Source organism: Pseudarthrobacter sp. PH31-O2, assembly GCF_030063265.1.
In the GTDB taxonomy this organism is placed as follows: Bacteria; Actinomycetota; Actinomycetes; order Actinomycetales; family Micrococcaceae; genus Arthrobacter.
In genome coordinates this window covers 711,501-736,033 of record NZ_JASIST010000001.1, presented here as the reverse complement: position 1 = coordinate 736,033, position 24,533 = coordinate 711,501, and the positions used below count along the sequence as shown (strand labels likewise).

The window sequence follows — 24,533 nt, the reverse complement described above, 5'->3', positions numbered from 1 at the left end:
GATCCCATGCCTGATAAATACACCGCACTGGTGAGCCGGGGGCTCGGCCGGGACATCGCGCGCAAACTTGGCCTGCCACAGCCGGTGGTTCTGCGGCGCTACACACCGGGGCAGCCGTTCGTGAGCGGCCCTGTTCTGGTCCAGGGTACCGGCAGCGGAGCAGACGATCTCGCGTCGATCCTGCTGTCCTGGAATCTCGATGTTCGCCGTCACGCGGTTCCCAAGGAGAAGCTTGGCGCCATCATCCTGGTCCTCGATGGGCTGACCCGGCCGGAGGACCTCGAGAAGCCGGTCCTCACGGCAGCCGCCTCGCTCCGGGACCTGGCCGCTCACTCGCGCGTCATCACCGTTTCCCGCACCGCGACCGCCAACGCGGACCCCGCCGCCGCGGCGGCCCGCCAAGGCGTCGACGGTCTCCTGCGCTCGCTTGCGAAGGAGCTCCGTGCCGGTGCAACGGCCAACGGGATCCTGCTGTCCGGGGACGCCCGGACCACAAGCCCCAGCGCCCTCGGCGCGCTCCGGTTCTTCCTCTCCGGCCGTTCGGCGTTCATCGACGGACAGTTTCTGACCGTGAGCAGCACCGAAGGGCAACTGCCGGCCGACGCGGAGAAGCCGCTGGCGGGCAAGGTCGCCGTCGTGACCGGAGCCGCGCGCGGAATCGGCGCTGCGATTGCGCGTACCCTCCACCGTGACGGTGCAACAGTCGTAGCCGTTGATATCCCGGCGGCCGGGGATCACCTCGCAGCAGTCGCCAACGAAGTGCACGGCACGGCGCTGCAGCTGGACATCAGCGGCACGGACGCCGGTCAGCGCATTATTGACCACGCCGTGGAACGCCACGGGCGGCTGGACATTGTTATCCACAACGCCGGCATCACCCGGGACAAGCTGCTGGCCAACATGGACCAGGGCCGCTGGAACTCCGTCATCGGGGTCAACATCGCCGCGCAGCTGCGGATCAATGCGGCACTGCTCGCCTCCGAACACTTTCGGAGCGCACCGCGGATTGTCTCCGTCGCGTCCACCAGCGGGATTGCCGGCAACCGCGGCCAGACCAACTACGCCGCCTCGAAGGGTGGCGTGATGGGAATGGTCCGGGCGACGGCCCCGCTGATCGGCACGCACGGCGGCTCCATCAACGCCGTTGCTCCTGGTTTTATCGAAACGGAGATGACCGCCAGGATCCCGTTTGCCACCCGCGAGATCGCGCGCAGGCTCAACTCGCTCCAACAGGGCGGCCGGCCGGGCGACGTGGCCGAGGCTATCGCGTTCCTGGCCAGTGACGCGGCCGGCGGCATAACCGGTGAGGTACTGCGCGTCTGCGGGCAGAACCTGGTGGGGGCATGAACCCATCACGGCCGCTCATCCTGGGGGAGTTGCCGTCACTGTCCAAGCTGTACGTCAACGCTGCGGCCACCGCTGCCCGACGACGGGTGTTGGGCACCCATGCCGGCGCCGGACTCCCCGAGACACAGCACGAGGTTCGCGGCGTCACGGCGGCGGTGGAAAACCTCACGGCCTATCAGCACCTGATCGGTGAGACCGCCAGCGACATCCTGCCGGCCGGATTTGTCCACGCGCTGTCCTTCCCGCTGGCAATGAGCGTTATGAACCGGGATGATTTTCCCCTGCCGCTGCTGGGGATGATCCACCTGGAGAACCGGGTAGTGCAATCCGGGCCGTTGCGTTTCACCCAGGCCCTGGACATCCGTTCCTGGGCGGAGAACCTGAGGGGGCACCGCTCAGGGACCCAGCTGGATCTCGTCACCGAGGTGCGCAGCGCGGGGGAGGACGCTGTGAGCTGGCGAGGTGTTTCGACGTACCTGGCGAAAGGGGTGTTCCTGCCGGGAATCGACAAGCCCACGGCCGCTCCGGTTCCGGCCGTTTTTGCGGCACCGAATCCGACCGCGCTATGGCAGCTGGGCGTGGACACGGGACGCGCGTACGCTGCCGTGTCCGGCGACTTCAACCCGATCCACCTGAGCGTCCTCTCGGCCAAGGCCCTGGGGCTGCGCCGGTCGATAGCACACGGCATGTATCTGGCGTCGAGGGCGCTTGCGGACGTGGGCGCCGCGAAGGCCGACGGATTCAGCTGGGAGGTTTCGTTTGAAGCGCCGGTTTTCCTGCCGGCCCGCGTGGCCCTTGAGATCGGGACCGGCCACACCGATGACGGGGCGTGGCGGCGCTCCGACTTCGTCGCCTGGAACCCGCGTACCGGACGCAAACACTTCAGCGGCTCGGTTGCTGCCCTGCCGTAGCGCCGCGGCAACCAGCGACGGCCGCCTTCGCCCCGGTCCGGGGCGAAGGCGGCCGTGCGGGATGCGAATGCCGGACGCTATGCCTGGTTCGCGAAAGCCCTCGCCACACGCAGCATCCGGTGCAGGCTCAAAAGGATCGATTCGACGGCACTGGGGCCCTCAGTTTGCACGTCCTCGGCGCCGAGGCGCGCCGTCAGGGACTTGACGGCGGCGTCGGCTTCTTCACTTAGTTCCGACTGGCGTTCCGGTTCCTCCTCCTGGAGTGCGCGCAGCACGTCGCCGACCGCAAACATGGCGTCGGCGAGTGGTGCTGCGTATTCATCCGGCACCACAAAGGGCGTGTCCGTGGCCCAAATGACATCCGAGAGCACCTGCGTCACGTCCTGGACGTGGAAGGTCACCCGCTCCAGGTCCCTCAGGTTGCGGTAGTCCCGCTCGATATCCCGCGGATGGAGCCTGCGCCTCGGGTTGGCGCGCCGGCTTGCATCGGCCTTCTCCACGGCCAGCCGAACGGAGCGGACGGACGCTTCAAGGGTGTCGGACTGCCGGGACCACTCTTTGTGCTCCGGCGGCCAACTCTCCTTTAATGCCTTTGCCATGTCGCTGAGCTGACTGGCGAGTGCCAGCCGGAGTTCGGCAATACTAAGCTCAGCGGCGCGGAAGTGCAGCGGCGGGAAGACCAGCAGGTTCACCAGGATGCCCACGCTGACCCCGGCTCCCATCTGGAGGAGATACCCGAAGGAGAACTGGTCCGGGTCGTGGCCGCCGACCAGCAGGACAAGCAGCGCGGCCGTCGGAATCCAGTCCCGGCCAGCGCCGAGCTTCGGCAGCCCCGCCAAAACAACGCCGAGGGCCATCACCAAAGCGACTGTCAGCGGCGTGGGACTGCCGCGCAGGAACAGCACAAAGGCCAAGCCAATGCCGATGGCAAGCCCCACCAGCGTCTGCACACCTTGCCGCATGGAGCCCGCAACGTTTTCATACATCACCACCAGGGCTCCCAGCGGCGCGTAATAGGGGTAATTGGCGGCCGAGCCCGGCATCAGGGGAGCTATGGCGAACGCAATGCCCGCGGCGAGTCCGGCTTTTACCGCCAGCTGCAATCGGGGCCACAGCAGCACAACGGAAGCGTTGCTGGCCACTACCCCCCAAGACCGCCGGAACAGCGAGGGGCGCCCGGCCTGGGTGGCCTCTTCTGTAGTTGTCATCAGAACCCACCCTAGGGCGGTGGTATTGCTGCTACAACTGGAAGAACGCTGAGCCGGCCAAGCAGCTCACCCCTGGTGCTGTCGGGAGCGTTGCTCTCCCGTCAGCAGCCCGCGCCCTCAGCCGGCCCCGTGGCCGGGGGCCACTTCTTCCCCTGCCCGGACCGGGCCCGGAGGTGTTCCATCCCCGAAGGGCCGGCCGCCGAGGGCTTCGCGGCCGTGTGCGCTCAGCCAGTTGCCCAGCGCGGGGCCCATCGGCACGATCCCGGTGGGGTTGATGTCCTCATGGACGATGTAGTAGTGCTGCTTGATCTGCACGAAGTCGGTGGTGTCGCCAAAGCCGGGGGTCTGGAACAAGTCCCTTGCATATCCCCAGAGCGCCGGCATCTCGCTGAGTTTTTGCCGGTTGCACTTGAAATGCCCGTGGTAGACGGCATCGAACCGCGCCAGTGTTGTGAAGAGCCGGACGTCGGCCTGGGTGATGGTGTCTCCAACGAGGTACCGCTGGCCCGTCAAGCGTTCCTCCAGCCAGTCCAGCGCCGTCCAGAGCCGGTCGTATGCAGCATCATAGGCCCGCTGGGAGCCGGCGAAGCCACAGCGGTAGACGCCGTTATTGACCTCGGTGAAGACCCGCCTGTTGACCGCGTCGATTTCGCCGCGGAGGGCCTGCGGGTACAGCTCGGGGGCACCGGGGCGGTGGTAACCGGCCCACTCGGTGGAGAAGTCCAGGGTGATTTGCGGGAAGTCGTTTGTGACCACCTCGCCGCTGCCGACGTCGATAATCGCCGGGACGGTGATGCCCCGGGGGTACTCCGGAAACCGGCGAAAGTACGCCTCCTGGATCCGTTCCATGCCCAGGACCGGATCCTTGCCGCCGGGGTCAAGGTCAAAAGTCCACGAGCGCGCGTCATGGGTTGGTCCGGGCTGGCCGAGGGAGATGACATCCTCAAGGCCCAGGAGCCGGCGCACGATCACGGTACGGTTGGCCCAGGGGCACGCTCGGGCCGCTATCAGCCGGTACCGTCCGGGTTCCACCGGCCAGCCTGGCTCCCCCTTCAGGCCCGGGGCGCCGTCGCGGGTAATCCGGTCCTCGATGTAGTTGGTGTCGCGGGTGAACTCCCCGCCGCCGGTGACGTAGGCACCCTTAGTGCTGAATGCCGGGTCATCAGTATGCTTCATATTCATGGTCCCAGCCTATGCCCCAAGTCCGGGAAGCCGGCCGAGCCCGGCAGCATGGCCCCGACCAGCACGTCGAACACCTGTAACATCGGCTGCCAGGCCACCCACCAGGCGGCCCCGACGACGGCGGCGAAGAGCACGATCCACAGCCCCGCAGGAACACGCGTGGCCCGGGCCAGCAGGTACGCGTCCGAGGATGCGAGCCGGTCCCGGTGCCGCAGGTGCACATTGGCCAGCTTCCCAAGGTCGCGGACGGCGGCGACCAGCAGCGCCAGGCCGAGCACGATCACCACGTGTCCGTTGAATTCGGGCGGGACGAAGAGCACCAGCAGCACGGCGGCAAGGACAGCGGCCGCGGTGATGAGCAGTCCGACCCCGTTGCGGATGAACAGGAATGAGGCCAGCAGCACAAGGGTTCCTACCGACATCGCCGCCGGACCCCAGCCGTTGAAACCGCACCAGACCATGGCTGCACCGACGACGGCCGGCACCGGGTAGCCCCAGAACGTCGACCAGACGGCTGCCAGCGGGCGGCGGCTGTAGGTGGTGGTGGTGCCCGAGTGGTCCAGGCTCAGCCGGATTCCACCGAGCCGCTGGCCGGTCATCAGCGCAGCGAAAGCATGGCCGAGTTCGTGGGTCACGGTGGCCAGCAAGCCGAAATACCGCCAGGTCACCCGTGGCAGGGACAGCGCAACAGCGAGCAGGACCACCAGCGCCAGTTCAATGCCGGTGACGTGGGGCAGGGGGGAGTGGGTGAACCCTGCCAGGATCCGGCTCCACCAGGTCTCGGCGGCGTTGGTCATGGCTTCGGTTGTCCTGTTCTTCCGGCCCGGCCCGCAGGACCTGCACTGTGGCGGATGCAGAACGGAGTCCACGCCCTGGCCTCCAGCCGGGCCTCTGCGATCTGTTCACCACACACCGCACAGACGCCGTACGTGCCTGCCTCAATCCGTTCCAGGGCCGCTTCAATGTGCGCGAGCCCCTGCCGGCTCTGTTCCAGCAGGGCCGACGCCTGCGAGAGCTCAAACGCGATCGTGGCACCTTCCGGATCGTGCTCGTCGTCGACGTTGGAGTCCTGACGGGCGGCATTGACCGAGCTGATGTCCTTGCTGAGTGCGGGGAGGAGGGCAAGTTTCCGGCGGCGCTCCTCCTGAAGAAGCACCCGGAATCGTTCGACGTCGATCATAGGACGCAACGCTAGCTTGGAGGTGAGCCCTGCACCTAAAGCCGGCGGGCCAGCATAGCTAGCCGGAACCGCCGGGCAGAACTTGCTTCCCTCGGGACGGGACGGGGCGGACGGCAAGCGTCTACAGTTGCCACATGGCGGACCGAACGCACCACAACAGCTCGACCGGCACAGCCGAACTGCTCAGGGAACTTGCAGCGGCCCATCGTGTCGGAACCTCCTACCGGGGCTGGGACGGCGTTGAACGGTCCGTTGCAGACGAGACCCTGCGCAGCGTCCTGGGCGCCCTGGGTGTGCCGGCCGGGGACCCCGCGGAGCTGGAACGCTCACTGGCTGAGGCTCAACTGGCACCGTGGCGGCGACTGTTGCCAGCGGTCGCCGTGGCCCGTGCAGGTCAGCCGCTCGCCATTGATGTCCATGTACCCCATGGGACCGCCGTCCGGGTGTGGATTGTCGCCGAGGACGGAAGCAGGTACAAAACGACTCAACAAGAAAATTGGGATGGCCCCGTCGACGTCGACGGCGTCCTCACCGGCCGTGCGACCTTCGTGATTCCGGACGGGGTGCCCCTCGGCTGGCACACCCTGCTGGCAGACAACGAAGGCACCGCGGCGCACTGTCCGCTCATCGTCACGCCGCTGACGCTGAGCACCACCGAGGCGCTCGCCGGGCGGCGGAACTGGGGACTGACCGCCCAGCTGTATTCGGTCCGGTCCTCCCGGTCCTGGGGCATCGGCGACTTCGCGGACCTCGCGGACCTCGCCGCGATCACCGGGCAACAGGGTGCAGGCTTCCTGCTGGTCAACCCCTTGCATGCCGCCGAACCCCGCCCCCCGGTCGAAGACTCGCCATACCTGCCGACCACCCGCCGCTTCTTCAACCCGCTCTACCTCCGGGTGGAGGAGGTCCCCGAGTACGGCTACCTCGACTCCGCAGGCCGGGCAGAAGTGGAGAACCTGGCCGGTCAGCAGCACACCGCCAATCAGGCGACCGGACTGCTTGACCGGAACTCCAGTTTCGCCGGAAAACTGGCGGCCCTTGAACTGGTGTTCGGCGTCCCGCGGGGCCCGGCCCGCGCAGTGGCTTTTCAGGATTTCTGTGCAGGGCAGGGCCAAGGACTCGACGACTTCGCGCTTTGGTGCGCCCTGGCCGAGAAACTGCCCCCGGAGGCACCGCAGTGGACTGCCGAGGCAGCCGCGCCCGACACCGCCTACTGCAAGGAGCAACGCACACTGCTCGCCGGCCGGATCGAATTCCACCGCTGGCTGCAGTGGCTCTGCGACCAGCAGCTCGAAGCAGCCCAACGCTCGGCCCGGCGCGCCGGTATGGAAATCGGGGTCATCCATGATCTTGCGGTCGGGGTGAAGCAAGGCGGCTCGGACAACTGGTCGCTGGCCGGGGTACTCGCCAGCGATGTCACAGTCGGCGCGCCGCCGGACATGTTCAACCAGCAGGGACAAAACTGGACCCAACCCCCCTGGCACCCGGGGCGGCTCGCGGAGACAGGCTATGCCGCGTACCGGGACATGCTCCGGACAGTGCTGCGCCATGCCGGCGGGATCCGGGTGGACCACATCCTGGGCCTTTTCCGGCTGTGGTGGATCCCGGCCGGTGCCGGTCCCGAACACGGCACCTATGTCTACTACGACCACGAGGCACTGATCGGCATCCTCGCCCTGGAGGCGCAGCGGGCCGGCGCGATAGTGATCGGCGAGGACCTGGGGGTGTATGAGCCGTGGGTCCGGGACTACCTGGCCGAACGCGGGATCTTCGGCACCTCAATTCTCTGGTTCGAGCACAACGCCGAGGGCCCCATCCCGCCGGAACGGTACCGGCAGCAGTGCCTGACCAGCGTCAACACCCACGACCTGCCACCGACAGCAGGCTTCCTGGCCGGCGAGCACGTCACCCTCCGCGAATCCCTGGGGCTGCTGCAGCGTCCGGTGGATGAGGAACTGGCCGCGGCCGCCGCAGAGCAGGCTGCGGTGCTCAGCCTGCTCCGGGACCGTGGACTCCTGCCCGAGCAAAGCCGCCCACAAGTGCCGGGGCATCCGGACGTGCAGGGCACGGTCGAGGCGCTGTACGCGTTCACCGCGCTGGCACCATCGTCGCTCCTGGGCGTCGCCCTGGTTGATGCGGTGGGCGAAACCCGCACGCAGAACCAGCCAGGAACCAGCACGCAGTATCCCAACTGGCGCATCCCGCTGGCCGGACCCCGGGGACCCGTGCTGCTGGACACGCTGCCGGAAGACCCCCGTTTCCGTTCGCTGCTCACCGTCGTGCGCGCTGCCTTGGGGGAGCCTGCCGGGCTTCGGGGCAGACCCTCGGGGCCAGAGGAGACCGCCAGCGCTGGCGGGCAGTGGCCCTGATTCCGGCCGCGCCCGCCGACCAGGTACCGGATAGCTTAGGCGGGCTCCCAGATGCGAACCGGATGTGCCCAGTTGCACCACGCAGATCCGACCGGCCCGTCCGGACCTTGGCCGGGATGGTGGGAAGGGCACGTGGCTCGTGGCCGTACCAAGCACCCAGTCCTGAAAGCCAAAAAAGGCCCCGGAATCCATACGGATTCCAGGGCCTTTTCCTGTTGTGCGCGGAGGGGGACTTGAACCCCCACCCCCTTTCGAGGACTAGCACCTCAAGCTAGCGCGTCTGCCATTCCGCCACCCGCGCAGGTGGTGTTCGGTGAACCTTTTCGCCTTTCAGCGTTTCGGTTTTCTCCGAAGCAGCGAGAAAGACTCTAGCATGAAGTTTCCGGAAACAAATAATCGGGGCCCCGGGGCGCAGGTGGGTAGGCTGAAGTGAGCACAACCACCCGACGCCAGGAGGAGCGACCATGACTGAAATCAGGCCCGAGGACGAAGTCGTCAGGATCTGCCAGGAACTGATCCGGATCGACACGTCCAACTACGGAGACGGCTCCGGCCCGGGCGAACGGGCAGCCGCCGAATACACCGCGGGCCTGATGACCGAAGTGGGACTCGACGCCGAGATTTTCGAATCCGCTCCCGGCCGGGCCAGCGTGGTGACGAGGCTGGCCGGGGAGGACCCGTCCGCCGGCGCCCTCGTGGTGCACGGGCATTTGGATGTCGTCCCGGCCCTGCGTGACCAGTGGTCGGTGGATCCCTTCGGCGCCGAACTCAAGGACGGCATGATCTGGGGCCGCGGTGCCGTGGATATGAAGGACATGGACGCCATGATCCTCTCAGTCCTGCGGAATTTTGCCCGCACCGGCCGCAAACCGAAACGCGACCTGATCTTCGCGTTCTTCGCTGACGAGGAAGCCGGCGGCACTTACGGCGCCCGCTATGCGATTGAGAAGAGGCCCGAACTCTTTGACGGGGCCACCGAGGCCATCTCCGAGGTGGGCGGCTTCTCCGCCACCATCGGCGGCCAGCGCACCTACCTGCTGCAGACCGCGGAAAAGGGAATTTCCTGGCTCCGGCTTGTCGCCCATGGCCGGGCTGGACACGGTTCCCAGATCAACACGGACAACGCCGTCACCCGGCTGGCCAGCGCGGTGTCCCGGATCGGGGAGTACCGGTGGCCGCTGGAGCTGACTCCCACAACCCGGCAGTTCCTGGACGGCGTGACGGAACTCACGGGCGTCGAATTCGATCCAGACGATCCGGACAAGATCCTCAAGGAACTTGGTACCGTGGCCCGCTTTGTCGGTGCCACGCTGCAGAACACCACCAACCCCACCCTGCTTAAAGGCGGTTACAAGCACAATGTGATCCCCGAATCGGCGGAGGCCCTCATCGACTGCCGCACCCTGCCCGGGCAGGAGCAGCAGGTCCTTGAAATCGTCCGCGAACTCGCAGGCAAGGGCGTCGACGTCAGCTACGTCCACAACGATGTCTCCCTCGAAGTTCCGTTCGCCGGCAACCTCGTGGATGCCATGATTGATGCGCTGCACTCGGAGGACCCGGGCGCGAAGGTTTTGCCGTACACCCTCTCCGGCGGCACGGACAACAAGTCCCTAAGCCGGCTCGGCATCACCGGCTACGGCTTCGCCCCGCTCCAGCTCCCGGACGAACTGGACTTCACCGGAATGTTCCACGGCGTGGACGAACGAGTCCCCACCGAGTCCCTGAAGTTCGGCTCGCGGGTGCTGGACACCCTGCTCACCAACTACTAGACACCCGAAAGGCACCGCGCATGCGCCCCGAAGACGTGCTGTCCGACGCCCTGCTGGACCGGATCCGCGGCCGCGCCGCCGGCTACGACCGGGACAACGCCTTTTTCCACGAGGACCTGGCGGACCTGGCCGCGGCCGGCTACCTGAAGATATTCGTGCCCGAGTCCGACGGCGGCTTCGGACTCGGGCTCGCGGCGGCAGCCGCGCTCCAGCGCCGGCTGGCGACGGCCGCGCCGGCCACCGCACTGGCAATCAACATGCACCTGGTGTGGACCGGCGTCGCGCATGTTTTGGCGGCCCGCGGTGATTCGTCGCTGGACTATGTCCTGAAGGAAGCCGGCCAGGGGGAGATCTTCGCGTTCGGAAACTCGGAGCCCGGCAACGACTCGGTGCTCTTTGATTCGCGCACCACAGCTGTTCCGCAGGCCGGCGGCGGCTACGCCTTCACCGGCCGAAAGATCTTCACCAGCCTCTCACCGGTGTGGACCCGGCTCGGGATCTTTGGAAAGGACTCCGCCGCCGCGGACGGCGCGGGGCAACTGGTCCACGGTTTTATCACCAGGGAGACCCCGGGCTACGAAATCCTGCCCGACTGGGACACGCTGGGCATGCGGGCCAGCCAATCGAACACAACGGTCCTGGCGGACGCCGTGGTGCCCCCGGAGCGGATCTTCCGGAAGTTGCCGGTAGGCCCGAACGCCGATCCGCTGATCTTCGCCATCTTCGCGTGCTTCGAGACGCTCCTTGCCGCGGTGTACACCGGCATCGGCGAACGCGCCCTGTCCCTGGGCGTCCAGGCCGTTAAGCGACGGACGTCGTTCAAAAACGGCGGGCGAAGCTACGCCCAGGACCCTGACATCCGCTGGAAGGTGGCCGACGCAGCGATGGCGATGGACGCGCTATACCCGCAGCTGGCCAGCGTCGCGACGGACGTCGACTCGCTTGCCGATCACGGCGGCCAGTGGTTCCCGAAACTGGTCGGTCTGAAAGTCAGTGCGACCGAGACGGCCCGTACCGTCGTGGACCTGGCCATCAGGGTCTCCGGGGGATCGAGCTACTTTCGCGGTTCCGAACTGGAACGGCTGTACCGTGACGTACTTGCGGGCATGTTCCATCCCTCGGACGACGAATCGGCACACAACACCGTAGCCAGCGCATGGCTGGGTCCGCTGGACCCCGACGCCTAGGTGGTCCGCTGGAGGCGCCCTAAACGGTTCGCTGGACCTGCGTCACCCGGCGGCGGAGCCAGAAGCGGCGGCCGCCGCCCAGATACAGCACACTGCGTTCCAGCTCCCATTTTCCGTACTCGGAATGTTCGACCAGACGGCGGTGCGCCTCGGGCAGGGAATCGTCAGGACTGACCGTCACCACGAGGTACTCGTACTGCTTGGCGTAGCCCCGTTCCCGCCGGACTGAGCTGTTGAGAAAATGTTCTTTCATTGCTCTCCATTTTCGTCCATTTCCGGCTAACGTGAAGTCATGAGCATCGATCCGCGTGTCGCGCTTGGAGCCCTCACGGCTGCGCTGGAAGAACACCTTGCCGCGGCGTCATCCCAGCGGCGGCCCGGGGACCCAGCAGTCGAGGCGGCGTTTTTCACCCTTGCCGATGCTTTTGAAGTCTACGACGATGCCCTCTATGAAGCGTACGGCGAAGTGACCGGGCTTGAGGTTATGGACGACGGCGGTGCTGAGGACGAGGACGAGACCGACGAAGAAGAAGACCTCGAAATCCTCCAGAACTGATCCGGCGGTGAAGCCGGCTGGGGTCGCCGCCTAAACGGGGCGGGACACATCTTCGAGGGCCTGCGCGATCTGCGGCGGGAGGGGCGCCAGTGTCGCATCCAGGATCTCCTTGAGCTGGACCGGGGTCCGCGGTCCCACGACCGCCGTTGCCACACCGTGCTGGGACAACAGCCAGCTCAGGGCGACGTCCATGGCTGTCCGGCCCAGGCCCTTCGCCGCCATTGCAACAGCCTCCACCACGCTGGATGCCGAACCTTCAAGGTACGGCTCGACATATCCTGCCAACCGCTCCTGGGCGGCCCGAGAATCCGCGGGAATCTGGCCGCGGTACTTCCCGCTCAACACCCCCCGTCCCATCGCGCCCCAAGCCATCAGGCCCAATCCGGCGTCCTCGACGGCCGGTATAAGTTCGGCTTCGGGGGAGCGGCACAGGAGGGAGTATTCGGACTGGTTGGCGACCAGCGGGAAACCAGCCACCGCTGCCGCCTTTGCCGTCTGCCAGCCGTTGAAGTTCGAGACGCCTGCATAGCGGGCACGGCCCGAGCGCACCGCGAATTCAAGTGCGGACAAGGTCTCCTCCAACGGGACGTTCGGATCCCAGGCCTGAGCGAACCAGAGGTCCACGTAGTCGGTCCCCAGCCGCGCAAGGCTCGCATCCAGGCCGGCAAGCATTCCGTTCCTCGAGGTGTCCACGCTGCGCCGGCCATCCGCCGTCGACAGCCCGGCTTTTGTGGAAATGACTACCTCCGAGCGCGCCACGACGTCGCCCAGCATGCCGCCCAGCATCGCCTCGGCCCGGCCTTCGCCGTAGGACGCTGCAGTGTCCAGCAAGGTCCCGCCTCCGTCCAGAAAAGTGCGGAGCAGGGCCGAGGCATCCTGCTCATCTGTTTCCCGGGACCAGGACATGGTGCCGAGGGAAAGGGAGGACACGCGCAACCCACTGTTGCCGACATAACGCTGCTGCATGTCAGCAAGCTTACGGGGATTAGGACGGCTTCATAACGTAGGGTCTATAAACGTGAACTGGTTTGAAGCGGCCTTTCTGGGCCTTGTACAGGGTCTGACTGAATTCCTTCCGATTTCCTCTAGCGCCCATCTGCGGATCGTTGGCTCGTTCCTGCCCACGGCGGCCGATCCCGGTGCCGCGTTTACCGCCATCACCCAGCTCGGCACGGAGACCGCTGTCATTGTGTATTTCCGCCGCGACATTGTGCGGATCGTGAGGGCATGGGCCGGATCCCTGACCGGCAGGGTGTCCCGGCAGCACCCTGACGCCAGGATGGGGTGGCTGGTGATCCTCGGCAGCCTGCCGATCATCGTCCTCGGGCTGCTGTTCCAGGACCAAATCGAATCCGTGCTCCGCAGCCTCTGGATCGTTGCCACCACACTGATTGTTTTCGGCATGATCCTCGCAGTCGCCGACGCCGTCGGACGCCAGCAGCGCGACTTGACCCGGCTCAGCTACAAACACGGCATCCTCTACGGCCTGGCCCAGGCCATGGCCCTGATCCCCGGGGTCTCGCGCTCCGGCGGAACGATCACAGCCGGGCTGCTAATGGGCTACACCCGCGAGGCGGCAGCCCGCTATTCGTTTTTGCTGGCGATCCCTGCCGTCTTTGGCAGCGGCTTGTACCAGCTCTACAAGGTGGTCTCCAAGGACGGCATCAGCGGCCCGTACGGTCTCCCGGAAACGGCCCTCGCCACCGCCGTGGCGTTTGTGGTGGGGTACATCATCATCGGCTGGTTCCTGAAATATGTATCCACCCACAGCTATCGTCTTTTCGTCTGGTACCGGATCGGCCTGGGCCTGGCCCTGTACGTGCTGCTCGGTTTTAACGTCATCAGCGCCTAGCACTAGGCTGGGACTGTGAAGTCTTGGATCTCCCGCCCCGTCCCCCACCTGCCGGGCAACATGCCTGCCCTCCGCCTCTTCGACACTGCCCAGGGCAGCGTCGTCACCCTTGGGGCAGCGGGTGAACAATCGATGTACGTCTGCGGAATCACCCCCTACGACGCCACCCACATGGGCCACGCCGCCAGCTACGTCGCGTTCGACCTGCTCAACCGAGCGTGGCGGGACGGCGGCCAGCAGGTCGCCTACGTGCAGAACGTCACCGACGTCGACGACCCCCTGCTGGAGCGCGCTACGGCGACCGGCGTGGACTGGCGGGAGCTTGCCGCCAGCCAAATCGAGCTCTTCCAGACCGACATGGAGGCCCTCAATGTACTGGCACCGGACCGCTATGTGGGCGCCGTTGAATCTGTCCCGCTGATTGTGCCGGCCATTGAGCGGCTGCTGCACCGGGGTCTCGCCTACCGGGTCCCCGGCACAGCCGGCGAGCCTGACGGTGATGTCTATTACGACGTCGAAGCCGCCAGCAAGCACGCCGCCGAGGCCACCGATGCCTGGACCCTCGGCGCGCTCTCCGGACTCTCCGACGCCGAAATGCTGGGACTCTTCGCCGAACGCGGCGGGGACCCCGGGCGCGTCGGCAAGCATCAGGCCCTGGACCCGCTGCTCTGGCGGGTTGCGCGGGCTGGCGAACCCAGCTGGCCCGGCGGGGAACTGGGGGAGGGCCGGCCCGGATGGCACATCGAATGTACAGTCATCGCGCACGAGTACCTGCCGGCGCCCTTTACGGTGCAGGGCGGCGGCTCGGACCTGGTCTTCCCGCACCACGAAATGAGTGCCGGGCACGCACACTCCCTCTCCGGCGTCCCGCTGGCGCAGCACTTTGCGCACGCCGGGATGGTCGGGCTGGACGGCGAGAAAATGAGCAAGTCCAAGGGAAACTTGGTCCTGGTTTCGAAACTCCGCGCCGCCGGCGAGGAGCCGGCCGCCATCCGGCTGGCCATTCTGGCCCACCACTACCGCAGTGACTGGTCCTGGACCGGGGCCGGGTTCGCCGCTGCCAAGGACAGGCTCCGCACCTGGCGGGCTGCGGCCGACGCCGCGCCGGAGGGCTCAGGTGCCGGGCTGCTGTCCCGCCTGCGGGCCGAACTCTCGAACGATTTGAACGCTCCCGGGGCGGTCGCGGCCGTGGACGACTGGGCGACGTCCGCCCTTGCAGCCGGCCGGCCGGGATCCCCGGCGGAGGGCGCCCTGGTCAGCGACGCCATCAATGCGCTGCTGGGCGTCGAACTCTAGGGCCCGAACCCGGCCTTGCGCTATGGCTTGTCCTTGCCGCGGCGCTTGAGGTAACGCTCAAATTCCCGGGCGATCGACTCGCCGCTGGCCTCCGGGAGGTCAGCAGTGTCCTTTGCCTCCTCCAGCTGGCGCACATAGGCAGCTATTTCGGGGTCCTCGGTGGCCAGCTCATCCACGCCGCGTTCCCAGGCGTCGGACTCCTCAACGAGGTCCTGGGTGTCCAGCGGAACCTGCAGCAACTCTTCGATCCGGTGCAGCAGGGCGAGCTGGGCCTTCGGCGACGGCGCCTGGGCCACGTAGTGCGGGACCGCGGCCCAGAGCGAGACCGTGGGCAGTCCGGCGAGCAGTGCTACTTCAGCGAGGACCCCGACGATTCCCACGGGACCCTCGTACTGCGATGCTTCAAGGTCCATCCGCTCCCGCAGCGCGGGGTCATCGGTGGACGTGCTTACCGGAATCGGCCTGCTGTGCGGCACGTCGGCGAGCAGCGCGCCGACGAGGATCACGTAGTCGGCGTTGAGAGCTTCGGCGTGGACCAACAGTTCGGCGGTGTAGGCGCGCCATTTGTAGGACGGCTCCGTGCCCTGGACAAAAATTACGTCCACGTTGGACCCGGGAGCACTCGCCTTGAAGATCCGGGTTGAGGGCCACTTGATCTTCCGCTCCCCGGTCGCCGTGCGGCGGATGGTGGGCCGGGTGAACTGGAAGTCGTAGTATTCGTCGGCGTCGACCGATCCGACTTTTTTGCCGCCCCAGAGCTTGTTCAGGTAGCGCAAGGCATCACTCGCGGCCTCACCGGCGTCGTTCCAGCCTTCGAAGGCGGCGAGCATTACGGTGATGCGCCTGCCCTCGGGAACGGGCTGCAGCAGCCGTTCCGGCTCGGGCACGCTGCCCGTTTCCGTGGGGTCTACCTCAAAGCTGTTCATCTCTTCACCCTACGTCCAAGGACCCGGCCGCCGCATGGAATGAAGCGCCGGGAATCGCCGTCCCGCGGTGGATATTCGCCACAGGCGTACTCTCGGGCCCCGCACAGGCCCGCACCGTAGACTGGAAAGTATGCAATCCACAGTTTCCCAGCCCCTCCTCAAAGCCGCGCTCTGGGATATGGATGGCACCATCGTCGACACTGAACCGTACTGGATTGAGGCCGAGCATGCCCTGGTCGAGGCGCACGGCGGGCAGTGGTCCCATCCGCAGGCGATGCAGCTGGTAGGCCAGTCCCTGGACTTCTCCGCGGGCATCCTGCAGGACGCCGGCGTCGCGCTGGAACGCCGTGAGATTATCAACATCCTCACGGCCCATGTCATCAGCCGGGTCCGTACCCTCGTGCCCTGGCGGCCCGGGGCCCGGGAGCTCCTGGACGAGCTCCACACCGCGGGCATCCGCTGTGCCCTCGTGACCATGTCCGAGGCCCCGCTGGCACGCGAGATCGTGGCGAGCCTTCCCAAGCCATACTTCGATTTCCTGGTAACCGGTGACACCGTCACACAGGGCAAGCCGCATCCCGAGGCCTATCTCAAGGCTGTCGAACTGCTCCAGGAGCAGGACCCCTCGCTGGCCCTGCACCACTGCATCGCACTCGAGGACTCGGAACCGGGAGTGGCGGCCGCCGTCGCCTCCGGAGTCCTGACGGTCGCCATTGCGCACATTGTGCCCCTGCCGCCGGACCCCCGCCACGCCAGCTGGGACACCCTGGCGGGCCGTACGGTGGCCGACCTCGAAGAACTCGTGGCGCTGCGGCACGAGTTCCCGGGTGCGCCCCTCGAACTGGAACCCGACGCTGCGAAGGTGCCTGACCATGACTGACACCGAAACCCGCGGACGCAATGGGCAGAATCCCCGGAAACAAGGCCGCAAAGAAGGAATCGCGCTGGGGCGTATCTTTGGTGTGCCGGTAATCCTCGCCTATTCGTGGTTCATCATTGCCGCCTTCACCGTGATCGCCTACGGCCCGGTGCTGCAGGCGAACAACCCCTTGCTGGGCATCGGCGCGTACCTTGTCGCCTTCGCCTACGCTGTCCTGCTGCTGATTTCAGTCCTGGTGCACGAACTCGCGCACGCACTCACTGCCAGGATCTTCGGCTGGCCCAGCGAAAAGATCGTCTTGAACCTCTGGGGCGGGCACACCCAGTTCGAAAGCTTCACGGCTTCGCCCGGCCGGTCGGTCCTTGTGGCGATGGCAGGTCCTGCGGCGAACTTTGTCCTGGCCGCAGCGGGCTGGCTCCTGCTGACCGGCGCCGACCTGCGCGGAGTCGCGGGCATCCTGGCCAACATCTTCGTCTGGGCCAACCTGCTGATCGGCCTCTTCAACGTTCTGCCCGGGTTGCCGCTGGACGGCGGCCGGCTGGTGGAGTCCGCCGTGTGGAAACTGACGGGCAGCCAGGAGAAGGGCACCGTGGCGGCGGGCTGGGGCGGCAGGATCATTGTGATCGCCCTCGTGCTGTGGTTTGTGGCGCTGCCATTGCTCAGCGGCGGCCGGCCGGATGTTTCACTGATGCTCATCACAGCCCTCGTTGGCAGCTTCCTCTGGATGGGCGCCGGCGCCTCGATTGTGCAGGCACGGCTGCGGGGCCGGCTACCCCTGGTGGAAGCCGGGGCGCTGGCCGAACCCGCGCTCGGCTTCCCGGAGTCGGCCACCGTGGCCGAGCTGCTGGCGCTGGCCCCGAATCCGGCCACCGGGGCAGTTCCGGCTATTGTCCTTTACGGTCCGGACGGGCGTCCGGCGGGAGTGGTCGACGGCGCGGCAGTGGCCACCGTTCCTGCCGGCGCGGCTGCCACCACCGCCCTCACCGCCGTGTCCTACGCCCTTGGACCCGGCGCGTACGTGCCCGCTTGGTCAAAGGGGCAGGAACTGCTCCAGTACCTGGCCCAGCTCGACGGCGTGGAGTACGCCGTGGTGGACCGCGACGGCACCGTCACCGGACTGCTCCGACAATCAGTTGTGCTGGCAGCCCTCAAGGGCCGGCGTCCGGGGCCCGGCAAGCGGATGTTCGGCCAAAGCCGGTAGAGTTACCTGCCGGTCGTGTATTTCCGTGCCCGGGCCACGGCCCCGGGCACCCGGGGCCGGACCTCCGGCACCATCGGCGTCCACACAGCTTTCCAGGAGCGAGGAACATCTTCATGAGCAGCGACACCGCCGCCAGCATCAGCCCAGACGACGCCGGAACGGCCGACGGCGCTGCCGTCAGCAGCGCACCGGCAACGGAGACCGCACGAATGGCCGCCGCCCCCGTCGGGTCAGCGCGCCGACGCGGACCCTTCCGGGAGGGTGAGCGTGTCCAGCTCACCGACGAACGCGGCCGGATGAACACAATCAGCCTTGAAGCCGGCGGTGCTTTCCACACCCACCGCGGCTTCCTGAACCATGACGAGATCATCGGCATGCCGGATGGATCCGTCGTAGTCAACAACGTTGGCCAGCAGTACCAGACGCTGCGGCCCCTGCTCTCGGACTTTGTCCTGTCCATGCCGCGCGGCGCGGCCGTCGTCTACCCCAAAGACGCCGGCCAGATTGTCACCATGGCGGACATCTTCCCGGGCGCCCGCGTGGTCGAGGCAGGCGTCGGCTCCGGCGCGTTGTCCATCTCGCTGCTTCGTGCGGTGGGCGACAACGGCTACCTGCACTCTTTTGAGCGCCGGGAGGAATTCGCCGACATCGCCCGCGGCAACGTCGAGACGATCTTCGGCGGCCCGCACCCGGCCTGGCAGATCAGCATTGGCGATTTCCAGGAGGAAGTGGTCCGCACCGAGGAGCCCGGTTCGGTGGACCGGGTGGTCCTGGACATGCTGGCCCCGTGGGAATGCCTTGACGCCGTAGCCACTGTCCTGGCACCGGGCGGCGTGTGGATCAACTACGTCGCCACCGTCACGCAGCTGTCCCGGACCGCGGAGGCCATCCGCGCCGACGGCCGCTTCACCGAACCCGACGCCTGGGAATCCATGGTCCGCGGCTGGCACCTCGAGGGTCTCGCCGTGCGTCCGGACCACAGGATGGTCGCGCACACCGGCTTCCTGCTCGTCACCCGGCGGCTCGCGGACGGCGTCACGGGCATCTCCCTGAAGCGCCGTCCGTCGAAGACCGGCTTCAACGAAGAGGATGTAAATGCCTGGACGCCCGGTGCCGTAGGGGAGCGCGCCGTGTCGGACAAGAAGCTGCGCCGGGCGGCCCGGGACGCCATCGCCGGAACCAACGTCAAGGACGATCCGGAGATCACGAAGTAGTCCGCATTTCGGAACTCTCCCGCGTCACCGGTCTTCTTGGGACTAGTGTCTAAGGAGAAGCGTACGAAGGGGCTGATGCACCATGGAGACTCCGAACACCGATCCGGGCCGGACGCCGGCGCAGGACGCGGCGGCAGCCGGGGAACAAGCGCATACCACTGACGGTGCTGGCCCCCCGATTGGCGAACTGTCGATGGCCGAGCGCCAGCTCAATATCCTCCGGGACAAGCTCCGGCAGATTGACCGCCAGCTTGGCGCTGCGACGCAAAACAACTCCAAACTGGTCTCGATGCTGGAGACCGCAAAAGCGGAAATCATGCGGTTGAAGAATGCCCTCGACCAGGAGGGCCAGCCGCCGTACAGCTTCGGCACGGTGCTGCAGCTGAATCCAAAGCGCCAACCTGCCGCCGGGAACGGCGGCCAGGCCGCCACCGAGGAATCCGTGGACATCTTCAACGCGGGCCGGAAGATGCGTGTGGGGATCAGTCCGCTGGTGAACATAAACCAGTTGGCGGCCGGCCAGGAAGTCCTGCTTAACGAGGCACTGCTGGTGGTCGCCGGGCTGGGATACGAACGGGCCGGCGACCTGGTCACGCTGAAGGAACTGCTGGGACCGGACCGGGCGCTGGTAGTTGGCCGGGCCGACGAGGAACGGGTCATCCGGCTCTCGGGCGCCCTGCTCGCGCAGAAACTCCGCGTCGGCGACGCACTCTCGATCGATTCCCGTACCGGCTACGCCCTCGAGAAGATCCCGCGCTCGGAGGTCGAGAACCTGGTCCTCGAGGAAGTACCGGACATCACCTACCAGGACATCGGCGGCCTGGGGCCGCAGATCGAACAGATCCGCGACGCCGTGGAACTGCCGTTCCTGCACCCGGACCTGTACCGCGAACACGGCCTCAAGGCGCCCAAAGGGATCCTGCTCTACGGCCCGCCCGGCTGCGGCAAGACGCTCATCGCCAAGGCGGTAGCCAACTCCCTGGCCGCCCGGGCGGCCGAACGCACCGGCAAAACGGACATGAAAAGCTACTTCCTGAACATCAAGGGCCCGGAACTGCTGGACAAGTACGTCGGCGAGACCGAACGCCACATCCGGCTGATCTTTGCCCGGGCCCGTGAAAAGGCATCGGAAGGCAGCCCCGTGGTGGTGTTCTTCGACGAAATGGACTCGCTGTTCCGGACCCGCGGCACCGGCATCTCCTCCGACGTCGAAACCACAATTGTCCCGCAGCTGCTCAGCGAGATCGACGGAGTCGAACGCCTCGACAATGTAATCGTCATCGGCGCATCCAACCGCGAAGACATGATCGACCCCGCGATCCTGCGCCCGGGCCGGTTGGACGTCAAGGTCAAGATCAACCGCCCCGATGCCGAGGCCGCCGCGGACATCTTCAACAAGTACATCACCGCCGACCTGCCCTTCCACGAGTCGGACCTGGCCGAATACAGCGGGGACATCCAGGCCACCGTGGACGCCATGGTCCAGCGCACGGTCGAGGCCATGTACTCGACCGACAAGTCCAACGAATACCTCGAGGTCACCTATGCGAACGGCGACACCGAAATGCTCTACTTCAAGGACTTCAACTCCGGCGCCGTGGTGCAGAACGTGGTGGACCGGGCCAAAAAGTACGCCATCAAGGACCTGCTGACGGTGGGCCAAAGGGGCATCCGCATCGACCACCTGCTGCGTGCCGTCATTGACGAATTCCGTGAGCATGAGGACATGCCCAACACCACAAACCCCGATGACTGGGCGCGCATCTCGGGTAAAAAGGGCGAGCGCATCACGTATATCCGCACCATTGTCCAGGGCAAGGCCGGCCAGGAACCCGGCAAGTCCATCGAAACAATGCCGAGCACTGGCCAGTACCTGTGACATCCGCTGTGCCGGGGAAGCCCGCCGGCGGTCCCGGCGGGCTTCCCGTCGGCGGTGCCATGCGGGTGATGGGCTCTGAGACCGAATACGGCATCCACGCACCGTCCGCGCCGGGGGCGAACGCCACGATGATGTCGGCCCGGGTGATCCAGGCGTATGCCCAGGTGACACGGCAGCGCGCCGCCGGCGGGGCCGAAACGCGCTGGGACTACTCCGACGAGGAACCGCTGCGCGATGCCCGCGGCTGGACGCTGGAACGAAGCCGGGCCGAACCGGACCAGCTGACCGATCAGCCGCCCGTGCTCGACGCCGAAGCCGTTGCCCTCGCCTACGGACGGCAGGAGCTGGAAGCCGACGGCGAGGACGAGTCCGGCACCTTGCTGATGAACATGGTGCTCGGCAACGGTGCCCGTCTCTACGTCGACCACGCCCACCCCGAATACTCCAGCCCGGAAGTGACCAGCCCGCTGGACGTCGTCGCCTGGGACGCCGCTGGAGACCTCGTTGCGCTGGCGGCGGTGCGGCGGCTCGCTGCCGACCCCGACCTGCCCCCGCTGAATCTGTACAAGAACAACACGGACAACAAATCGGTCTCCTATGGGTCCCACGAAAATTACCTGATGCCGCGCAGTGTGCCCTTCGGCGACATTGTCCGGGGGCTGACCCCGTTCTTCGTCACCAGGCAGGTTCTTTGCGGCGCCGGCCGGGTTGGTATCAAGCAGGACGGCTCCCTCCCGGGTTACCAGGTCAGCCAGCGTGCAGATTTTTTCGAAACGGAGGTCGGCCTGGAAACCACCATCCGCCGGCCCATCATCAACACCCGGGATGAACCCCACGCGACGGCGGACAAGTACCGGCGCCTGCACGTTATCATTGGCGACGCCAACCTCAGCCAGGCGTCCAATTACCTGAAATTCGGCACCACCGCGCTGGTGCTCAGCCTGATCGAGGCCGGGCTTGCCCCCCGCATTGAAGTCCACGAGCCGGTCGCCGCGCTGCAGGCTGTCAGCCATGACACCTCGCTCACGGCCACCCTGCGGCTGCTCGACGGGCGGCGGATCACCGCCCTGGACCTGCAGTGGATCTACTTCGAGGCGGCCGCAAAACATGCCCAGGACACCGGCGTCGCCGATTCCGTGGACGGTGACGGCCACACACACGGGGTGCTGGAACGCTGGTCGGCGACGCTTTCCGAGCTGGGCAGCGACCGCGCCGCCGCCGCCTCCTCGGTGGAATGGCTTGCGAAGCTCTCGCTGCTGGAGGGCTACCGGGACCGCGACGGACTGGATTGGGGCCACGCCCGGCTGGGCCTGGTGGACCTGCAATGGGCAGATATCCGGCCCGAGAAGGGACTCTACTACCGGCTGCTGGCCCGGGACCGAATGCGGCGGATGGTCGACGACGGCGCGATCCAGCGCGCGGTCACGGAACCGCCGTCGGATACCCGGGCGTACTTCAGGGGCCGCTGCATCAGCCGTTTCGGGACCGGCGTGGTCGGTGCCAGCTGGGACTCGGTGATCTTCGATGTGCCCGGCCGCGGCAGGCTGCAGCGGGTCCCCACCCGGGAACCGCTGCGCGGAACAGAGGCCCTCACCGGGCCTCTGTTCGCCCGGCACCGGGAAGCCGGACCGTTCCTCGCCGAACTCCTCGGGCTCCCACCCGGTTCCTAGGGACAAAGGACCCCGCAGCGCCGCCGGGCGTGGCACTATGGCTTACAGGAAGTCCCTTGCGAAGGAGGGACGGACAAAAGGAGAAAATCATGGCAGGCCAGGAGCAGCAGCAGCCGCAGTCGCGGGACGCGGAAGTCGACGAAGACGTTCCGGCCGCCCCGCCGGCCCCCGCGGAGGGCCAGGCCTCGGCCGCAACCCAGGGCGTCGACGACCTGCTTGATGAGATCGACGGCGTTTTGGAATCCAACGCCGAGGAGTTTGTCCGCGCTTTTGTCCAAAAGGGCGGCCAATAGCGCGGCTGGCACCGGGCTCAGGGCTCCGGACCGGAAGCCGTTGATTCACTACGTTGAGGGAGTGCACCAGTGCAGGAAACCACCGCCAACCAGGTAGCCGCCAACGCCACGTCCTCCTTCGCTGAACACCTTCAACGCCAACGCCCCGATTTGTTGCCGTTCGGCCTGCAAGGCTCCGGCCAACAACTGCCGGCCGGGCTGCCTGCCGCGCCGCTGCAAGCGCCGCACGGGACAACGATTGTGGCGCTGACATATGCGGGCGGCGTATTGATGGCGGGGGACCGCCGCGCCACCATGGGCAACGTCATCGCCAGCCGGAACATCGAAAAAGTGTTCCCGGCCGACCAGTATTCCGTGCTTGGCATCGCCGGAACCGCGGGAATCGCCCTTGACATAACCCGGCTTTTCCAGGTCGAACTTGAACACTACGAAAAGATCGAGGGGACGCTGCTGAGCCTGGACGGCAAAGCCAACCGGCTTGGGGCGATGATCCGCAGCAATCTTCCGATGGCGATGCAGGGCCTCGCCGTTGTGCCGCTGTTTGCGGGATTCGACCGCCCGGCGGGCTTGGGCCGGCTCTTCTCCTACGACGTCACCGGCGGACGTTATGAGGAGCAGGAACACCACACCGTCGGCTCGGGCTCGGTGTTCGCGCGCGGCTCGCTGAAGAAGCTCTGGCGCCCCAACCTCACGGAGCCGGAAGCCGTGGCCGTCGCCGTCGAGGCCCTCTACGACGCCGCCGACGACGATTCCGCCACCGGCGGACCCGATCCGGTCCGGCAGCTCTGGCCCGTGGTCTACATCGTCAACCGCTCAGGTGCCTTCCGGGTTCCGGAGCGTCAGCTCGCGGCAGCGGCCGGCACCGTTATAGAGTCCCGGACCGCAGCCCGGCGGGAGGCTTGAGATGACCCAGCAGTTCTACGTATCGCCCGAGCAGCTGATGAAGGACCGCGCGGATTTCGCGCGGAAAGGCATCGCACGGGGGCGTTCCGTGGTGGTCATCAGCTGCCGTGACGGGATCGCCCTGGTGGCCGAAAACCCGTCCCCGTCGCTGCACAAAATCGGTGAGATTTACGACAAGATCGCCTTTGCGGCCGTGGGGAAATACAACGAATTCGAAAGCCTCCGCCAGGCCGGGGTGCGCTACGCGGATGTGCGCGGCTACTCCTACGACCGGGAGGACGTCACAGCCCGGGGCCTCGCGAGTGTCTACGCCCAAAGCCTGGGCGCAGTGTTTACGGCCGAACAAAAGCCCTTTGAAGTCGAACTGGCCGTCGCCGAGGTCGGCACTTCCCCGGACGAAGACCACCTCTACCGGCTGACATTCGACGGTTCCATCGCGGACGAGAAGGGTTTTATCGTGATGGGCGGCCAGGCCGACAAGGTCTCCGAAGAGGTGGCGGCCGGCTGGCAGGGCGAACTCGACTTCGCCGCGGCCATCAGGCTGGCACTGGCGGGCCTCGTCGCGGACAAGGAGGCCAACACGCTGCCGGCCTCGGCCGTTGAGGTGGCGGTACTGGACCGGGGTTCGGAGAGCGGCCGCGGTACCCGCCGCGCCTTCCGCAGGCTGGACGACGCAGACATCACGGCAGTGCTGGTGGAGGAGAACTGAG

Annotated in this window: 23 protein-coding genes and 1 tRNA gene; 16 read left to right on the top strand and 8 right to left on the bottom strand. The window is 66.7% G+C overall.

What is annotated here, in order from left to right; all coding sequences use genetic code 11:
- Positions 1 to 6: 6 nt before the first annotated feature.
- Positions 7 to 1,347: a 3-oxoacyl-ACP reductase gene (locus QMG72_RS03335; protein ID WP_226775868.1), complete on the top strand. Its 1,341-nt coding sequence runs from the start codon at positions 7 to 9 to the stop codon at positions 1,345 to 1,347.
- On the top strand, positions 1,344 to 2,258 hold the full coding sequence (locus QMG72_RS03330) for a MaoC family dehydratase (RefSeq protein WP_226775867.1): 915 nt from the start codon (positions 1,344 to 1,346) through the stop codon (positions 2,256 to 2,258). Before QMG72_RS03335 ends, QMG72_RS03330 begins: the two co-directional genes overlap by 4 nt.
- Positions 2,259 to 2,335: 77 nt before the next feature.
- Here the strand turns inward: QMG72_RS03330 and QMG72_RS03325 are convergent, their stop codons facing one another.
- The 4 genes from QMG72_RS03325 to QMG72_RS03310 all read right to left on the bottom strand — a co-directional run bounded on the left by QMG72_RS03325 (position 2,336) and on the right by QMG72_RS03310 (position 5,828).
- The gene (locus QMG72_RS03325; RefSeq protein WP_226775866.1) at positions 2,336 to 3,466 is read right to left on the bottom strand and encodes an FUSC family protein; all 1,131 of its coding nucleotides are present in this window, start codon (positions 3,464 to 3,466) and stop codon (positions 2,336 to 2,338) included.
- A gap of 117 nt (positions 3,467 to 3,583) precedes the next feature.
- Complete coding sequence (locus QMG72_RS03320) at positions 3,584 to 4,648, bottom strand: glutathione S-transferase family protein (protein ID WP_283479637.1); 1,065 nt, start codon at positions 4,646 to 4,648, stop codon at positions 3,584 to 3,586.
- Complete coding sequence (locus QMG72_RS03315) at positions 4,645 to 5,445, bottom strand: M50 family metallopeptidase (RefSeq protein ID WP_283479635.1); 801 nt, start codon at positions 5,443 to 5,445, stop codon at positions 4,645 to 4,647. The genes QMG72_RS03320 and QMG72_RS03315 overlap by 4 nt, the downstream gene beginning before the upstream one ends.
- Positions 5,442 to 5,828, bottom strand: coding sequence for a TraR/DksA family transcriptional regulator (locus QMG72_RS03310; RefSeq protein ID WP_253032769.1), 387 nt, complete (start codon positions 5,826 to 5,828; stop codon positions 5,442 to 5,444). Before QMG72_RS03310 ends, QMG72_RS03315 begins: the two co-directional genes overlap by 4 nt.
- A 134-nt stretch (positions 5,829 to 5,962) precedes the next feature.
- Here QMG72_RS03310 and malQ point away from each other — a divergent pair, with 134 nt between their 5' ends.
- The gene (malQ, locus tag QMG72_RS03305; RefSeq protein WP_226775862.1) at positions 5,963 to 8,197 is read left to right on the top strand and encodes a 4-alpha-glucanotransferase; all 2,235 of its coding nucleotides are present in this window, start codon (positions 5,963 to 5,965) and stop codon (positions 8,195 to 8,197) included.
- 218 nt (positions 8,198 to 8,415) lie between these two features.
- Here the strand turns inward: malQ and QMG72_RS03300 are convergent.
- Positions 8,416 to 8,498, bottom strand: a tRNA-Leu gene (locus QMG72_RS03300).
- A gap of 163 nt (positions 8,499 to 8,661) precedes the next feature.
- Between QMG72_RS03300 and QMG72_RS03295 the strand changes: the two genes are divergently transcribed.
- The gene (locus tag QMG72_RS03295; protein WP_226775861.1) at positions 8,662 to 9,966 is read left to right on the top strand and encodes a M20/M25/M40 family metallo-hydrolase; all 1,305 of its coding nucleotides are present in this window, start codon (positions 8,662 to 8,664) and stop codon (positions 9,964 to 9,966) included.
- Positions 9,967 to 9,986: 20 nt separating this feature from the next.
- The gene (locus QMG72_RS03290) at positions 9,987 to 11,153 is read left to right on the top strand and encodes an acyl-CoA dehydrogenase family protein (RefSeq protein WP_226775860.1); all 1,167 of its coding nucleotides are present in this window, start codon (positions 9,987 to 9,989) and stop codon (positions 11,151 to 11,153) included.
- A 19-nt stretch (positions 11,154 to 11,172) separates the two neighbouring features.
- Here QMG72_RS03290 and QMG72_RS03285 read toward each other — a convergent pair whose 3' ends face one another.
- Positions 11,173 to 11,406 carry a DUF5703 family protein gene (locus QMG72_RS03285; RefSeq protein ID WP_283479634.1) on the bottom strand — a complete coding sequence of 78 codons (234 nt, stop codon included), beginning with the start codon at positions 11,404 to 11,406 and terminating at the stop codon, positions 11,173 to 11,175.
- Positions 11,407 to 11,445: 39 nt separating this feature from the next.
- On the opposite strand from QMG72_RS03285, the gene QMG72_RS03280 reads away from it, so the two are divergent.
- Positions 11,446 to 11,709, top strand: coding sequence for a hypothetical protein (locus QMG72_RS03280; protein ID WP_226775858.1), 264 nt, complete (start codon positions 11,446 to 11,448; stop codon positions 11,707 to 11,709).
- A gap of 30 nt (positions 11,710 to 11,739) precedes the next feature.
- Here the strand turns inward: QMG72_RS03280 and QMG72_RS03275 are convergent, their stop codons facing one another.
- Positions 11,740 to 12,675, bottom strand: a complete 936-nt coding sequence (locus QMG72_RS03275; protein ID WP_282359924.1) for an aldo/keto reductase — start codon at positions 12,673 to 12,675, stop codon at positions 11,740 to 11,742.
- 52 nt (positions 12,676 to 12,727) lie between these two features.
- Here QMG72_RS03275 and QMG72_RS03270 point away from each other — a divergent pair, with 52 nt between their 5' ends.
- Together QMG72_RS03270 and mshC are read left to right on the top strand one after the other, a co-directional pair.
- Positions 12,728 to 13,561, top strand: a complete 834-nt coding sequence (locus QMG72_RS03270; RefSeq protein WP_283479632.1) for an undecaprenyl-diphosphate phosphatase — start codon at positions 12,728 to 12,730, stop codon at positions 13,559 to 13,561.
- A gap of 15 nt (positions 13,562 to 13,576) precedes the next feature.
- Positions 13,577 to 14,857, top strand: a complete 1,281-nt coding sequence (gene mshC / locus QMG72_RS03265) for a cysteine--1-D-myo-inosityl 2-amino-2-deoxy-alpha-D-glucopyranoside ligase (RefSeq protein WP_226775855.1) — start codon at positions 13,577 to 13,579, stop codon at positions 14,855 to 14,857.
- Between the two features lie 20 nt (positions 14,858 to 14,877).
- Here the strand turns inward: mshC and QMG72_RS03260 are convergent, their stop codons facing one another.
- A complete protein-coding gene (locus QMG72_RS03260; RefSeq protein WP_226775854.1) occupies positions 14,878 to 15,783 on the bottom strand; it encodes a PAC2 family protein in 906 nt (301 codons plus the stop codon).
- Between the two features lie 130 nt (positions 15,784 to 15,913).
- Here QMG72_RS03260 and QMG72_RS03255 point away from each other — a divergent pair, with 130 nt between their 5' ends.
- The 8 genes from QMG72_RS03255 (at position 15,914) to prcA (ending at position 24,532) form a co-directional block, all read left to right on the top strand.
- Positions 15,914 to 16,663 carry an HAD family hydrolase gene (locus QMG72_RS03255; RefSeq protein WP_282359922.1) on the top strand — a complete coding sequence of 250 codons (750 nt, stop codon included), beginning with the start codon at positions 15,914 to 15,916 and terminating at the stop codon, positions 16,661 to 16,663.
- Positions 16,656 to 17,864, top strand: coding sequence for a site-2 protease family protein (locus tag QMG72_RS03250; protein ID WP_282359921.1), 1,209 nt, complete (start codon positions 16,656 to 16,658; stop codon positions 17,862 to 17,864). The genes QMG72_RS03255 and QMG72_RS03250 overlap by 8 nt, the downstream gene beginning before the upstream one ends.
- Before the next feature lie 113 nt (positions 17,865 to 17,977).
- Entirely contained in the window at positions 17,978 to 19,078 is a 1,101-nt protein-coding gene (locus tag QMG72_RS03245) for a tRNA (adenine-N1)-methyltransferase (protein WP_282359920.1), read from the top strand.
- 193 nt (positions 19,079 to 19,271) lie between these two features.
- A complete protein-coding gene (gene arc / locus QMG72_RS03240; protein ID WP_396021308.1) occupies positions 19,272 to 20,957 on the top strand; it encodes a proteasome ATPase in 1,686 nt (561 codons plus the stop codon).
- 59 nt (positions 20,958 to 21,016) lie between these two features.
- Positions 21,017 to 22,627, top strand: a complete 1,611-nt coding sequence (dop, locus tag QMG72_RS03235) for a depupylase/deamidase Dop (RefSeq protein WP_283479737.1) — start codon at positions 21,017 to 21,019, stop codon at positions 22,625 to 22,627.
- 89 nt (positions 22,628 to 22,716) lie between these two features.
- Positions 22,717 to 22,920 (top strand): ubiquitin-like protein Pup, encoded by a 204-nt coding sequence (locus tag QMG72_RS03230; RefSeq protein ID WP_282359918.1) that lies wholly within the window; start codon positions 22,717 to 22,719, stop codon positions 22,918 to 22,920.
- A gap of 69 nt (positions 22,921 to 22,989) precedes the next feature.
- Positions 22,990 to 23,823: a proteasome subunit beta gene (gene prcB, locus QMG72_RS03225; protein ID WP_282359917.1), complete on the top strand. Its 834-nt coding sequence runs from the start codon at positions 22,990 to 22,992 to the stop codon at positions 23,821 to 23,823.
- Between the two features lies 1 nt (position 23,824).
- Complete coding sequence (prcA, locus tag QMG72_RS03220) at positions 23,825 to 24,532, top strand: proteasome subunit alpha (protein ID WP_253032757.1); 708 nt, start codon at positions 23,825 to 23,827, stop codon at positions 24,530 to 24,532.
- Position 24,533: the final 1 nt, after the last annotated feature.

What these genes read in the sequence shown, in the direction of transcription:
- QMG72_RS03335 (WP_226775868.1), top strand. Translation starts at nt 7, where the DNA reads ATGCCTGATAAATACACCGCACTGGTGAGCCGGGGGCTCGGCCGGGAC.
- QMG72_RS03330 (WP_226775867.1), top strand. Translation starts at nt 1,344, where the DNA reads ATGAACCCATCACGGCCGCTCATCCTGGGGGAGTTGCCGTCACTGTCC.
- QMG72_RS03325 (WP_226775866.1), bottom strand. Translation starts at nt 3,466, where the DNA reads ATGACAACTACAGAAGAGGCCACCCAGGCCGGGCGCCCCTCGCTGTTC.
- QMG72_RS03320 (WP_283479637.1), bottom strand. Translation starts at nt 4,648, where the DNA reads ATGAATATGAAGCATACTGATGACCCGGCATTCAGCACTAAGGGTGCC.
- QMG72_RS03315 (WP_283479635.1), bottom strand. Translation starts at nt 5,445, where the DNA reads ATGACCAACGCCGCCGAGACCTGGTGGAGCCGGATCCTGGCAGGGTTC.
- QMG72_RS03310 (WP_253032769.1), bottom strand. Translation starts at nt 5,828, where the DNA reads ATGATCGACGTCGAACGATTCCGGGTGCTTCTTCAGGAGGAGCGCCGC.
- malQ (WP_226775862.1), top strand. Translation starts at nt 5,963, where the DNA reads ATGGCGGACCGAACGCACCACAACAGCTCGACCGGCACAGCCGAACTG.
- QMG72_RS03295 (WP_226775861.1), top strand. Translation starts at nt 8,662, where the DNA reads ATGACTGAAATCAGGCCCGAGGACGAAGTCGTCAGGATCTGCCAGGAA.
- QMG72_RS03290 (WP_226775860.1), top strand. Translation starts at nt 9,987, where the DNA reads ATGCGCCCCGAAGACGTGCTGTCCGACGCCCTGCTGGACCGGATCCGC.
- QMG72_RS03285 (WP_283479634.1), bottom strand. Translation starts at nt 11,406, where the DNA reads ATGAAAGAACATTTTCTCAACAGCTCAGTCCGGCGGGAACGGGGCTAC.
- QMG72_RS03280 (WP_226775858.1), top strand. Translation starts at nt 11,446, where the DNA reads ATGAGCATCGATCCGCGTGTCGCGCTTGGAGCCCTCACGGCTGCGCTG.
- QMG72_RS03275 (WP_282359924.1), bottom strand. Translation starts at nt 12,675, where the DNA reads ATGCAGCAGCGTTATGTCGGCAACAGTGGGTTGCGCGTGTCCTCCCTT.
- QMG72_RS03260 (WP_226775854.1), bottom strand. Translation starts at nt 15,783, where the DNA reads ATGAACAGCTTTGAGGTAGACCCCACGGAAACGGGCAGCGTGCCCGAG.
- QMG72_RS03255 (WP_282359922.1), top strand. Translation starts at nt 15,914, where the DNA reads ATGCAATCCACAGTTTCCCAGCCCCTCCTCAAAGCCGCGCTCTGGGAT.
- QMG72_RS03250 (WP_282359921.1), top strand. Translation starts at nt 16,656, where the DNA reads ATGACTGACACCGAAACCCGCGGACGCAATGGGCAGAATCCCCGGAAA.
- QMG72_RS03245 (WP_282359920.1), top strand. Translation starts at nt 17,978, where the DNA reads ATGAGCAGCGACACCGCCGCCAGCATCAGCCCAGACGACGCCGGAACG.
- arc (WP_396021308.1), top strand. Translation starts at nt 19,272, where the DNA reads ATGGCCGAGCGCCAGCTCAATATCCTCCGGGACAAGCTCCGGCAGATT.
- dop (WP_283479737.1), top strand. Translation starts at nt 21,017, where the DNA reads ATGCGGGTGATGGGCTCTGAGACCGAATACGGCATCCACGCACCGTCC.
- QMG72_RS03230 (WP_282359918.1), top strand. Translation starts at nt 22,717, where the DNA reads ATGGCAGGCCAGGAGCAGCAGCAGCCGCAGTCGCGGGACGCGGAAGTC.
- prcA (WP_253032757.1), top strand. Translation starts at nt 23,825, where the DNA reads ATGACCCAGCAGTTCTACGTATCGCCCGAGCAGCTGATGAAGGACCGC.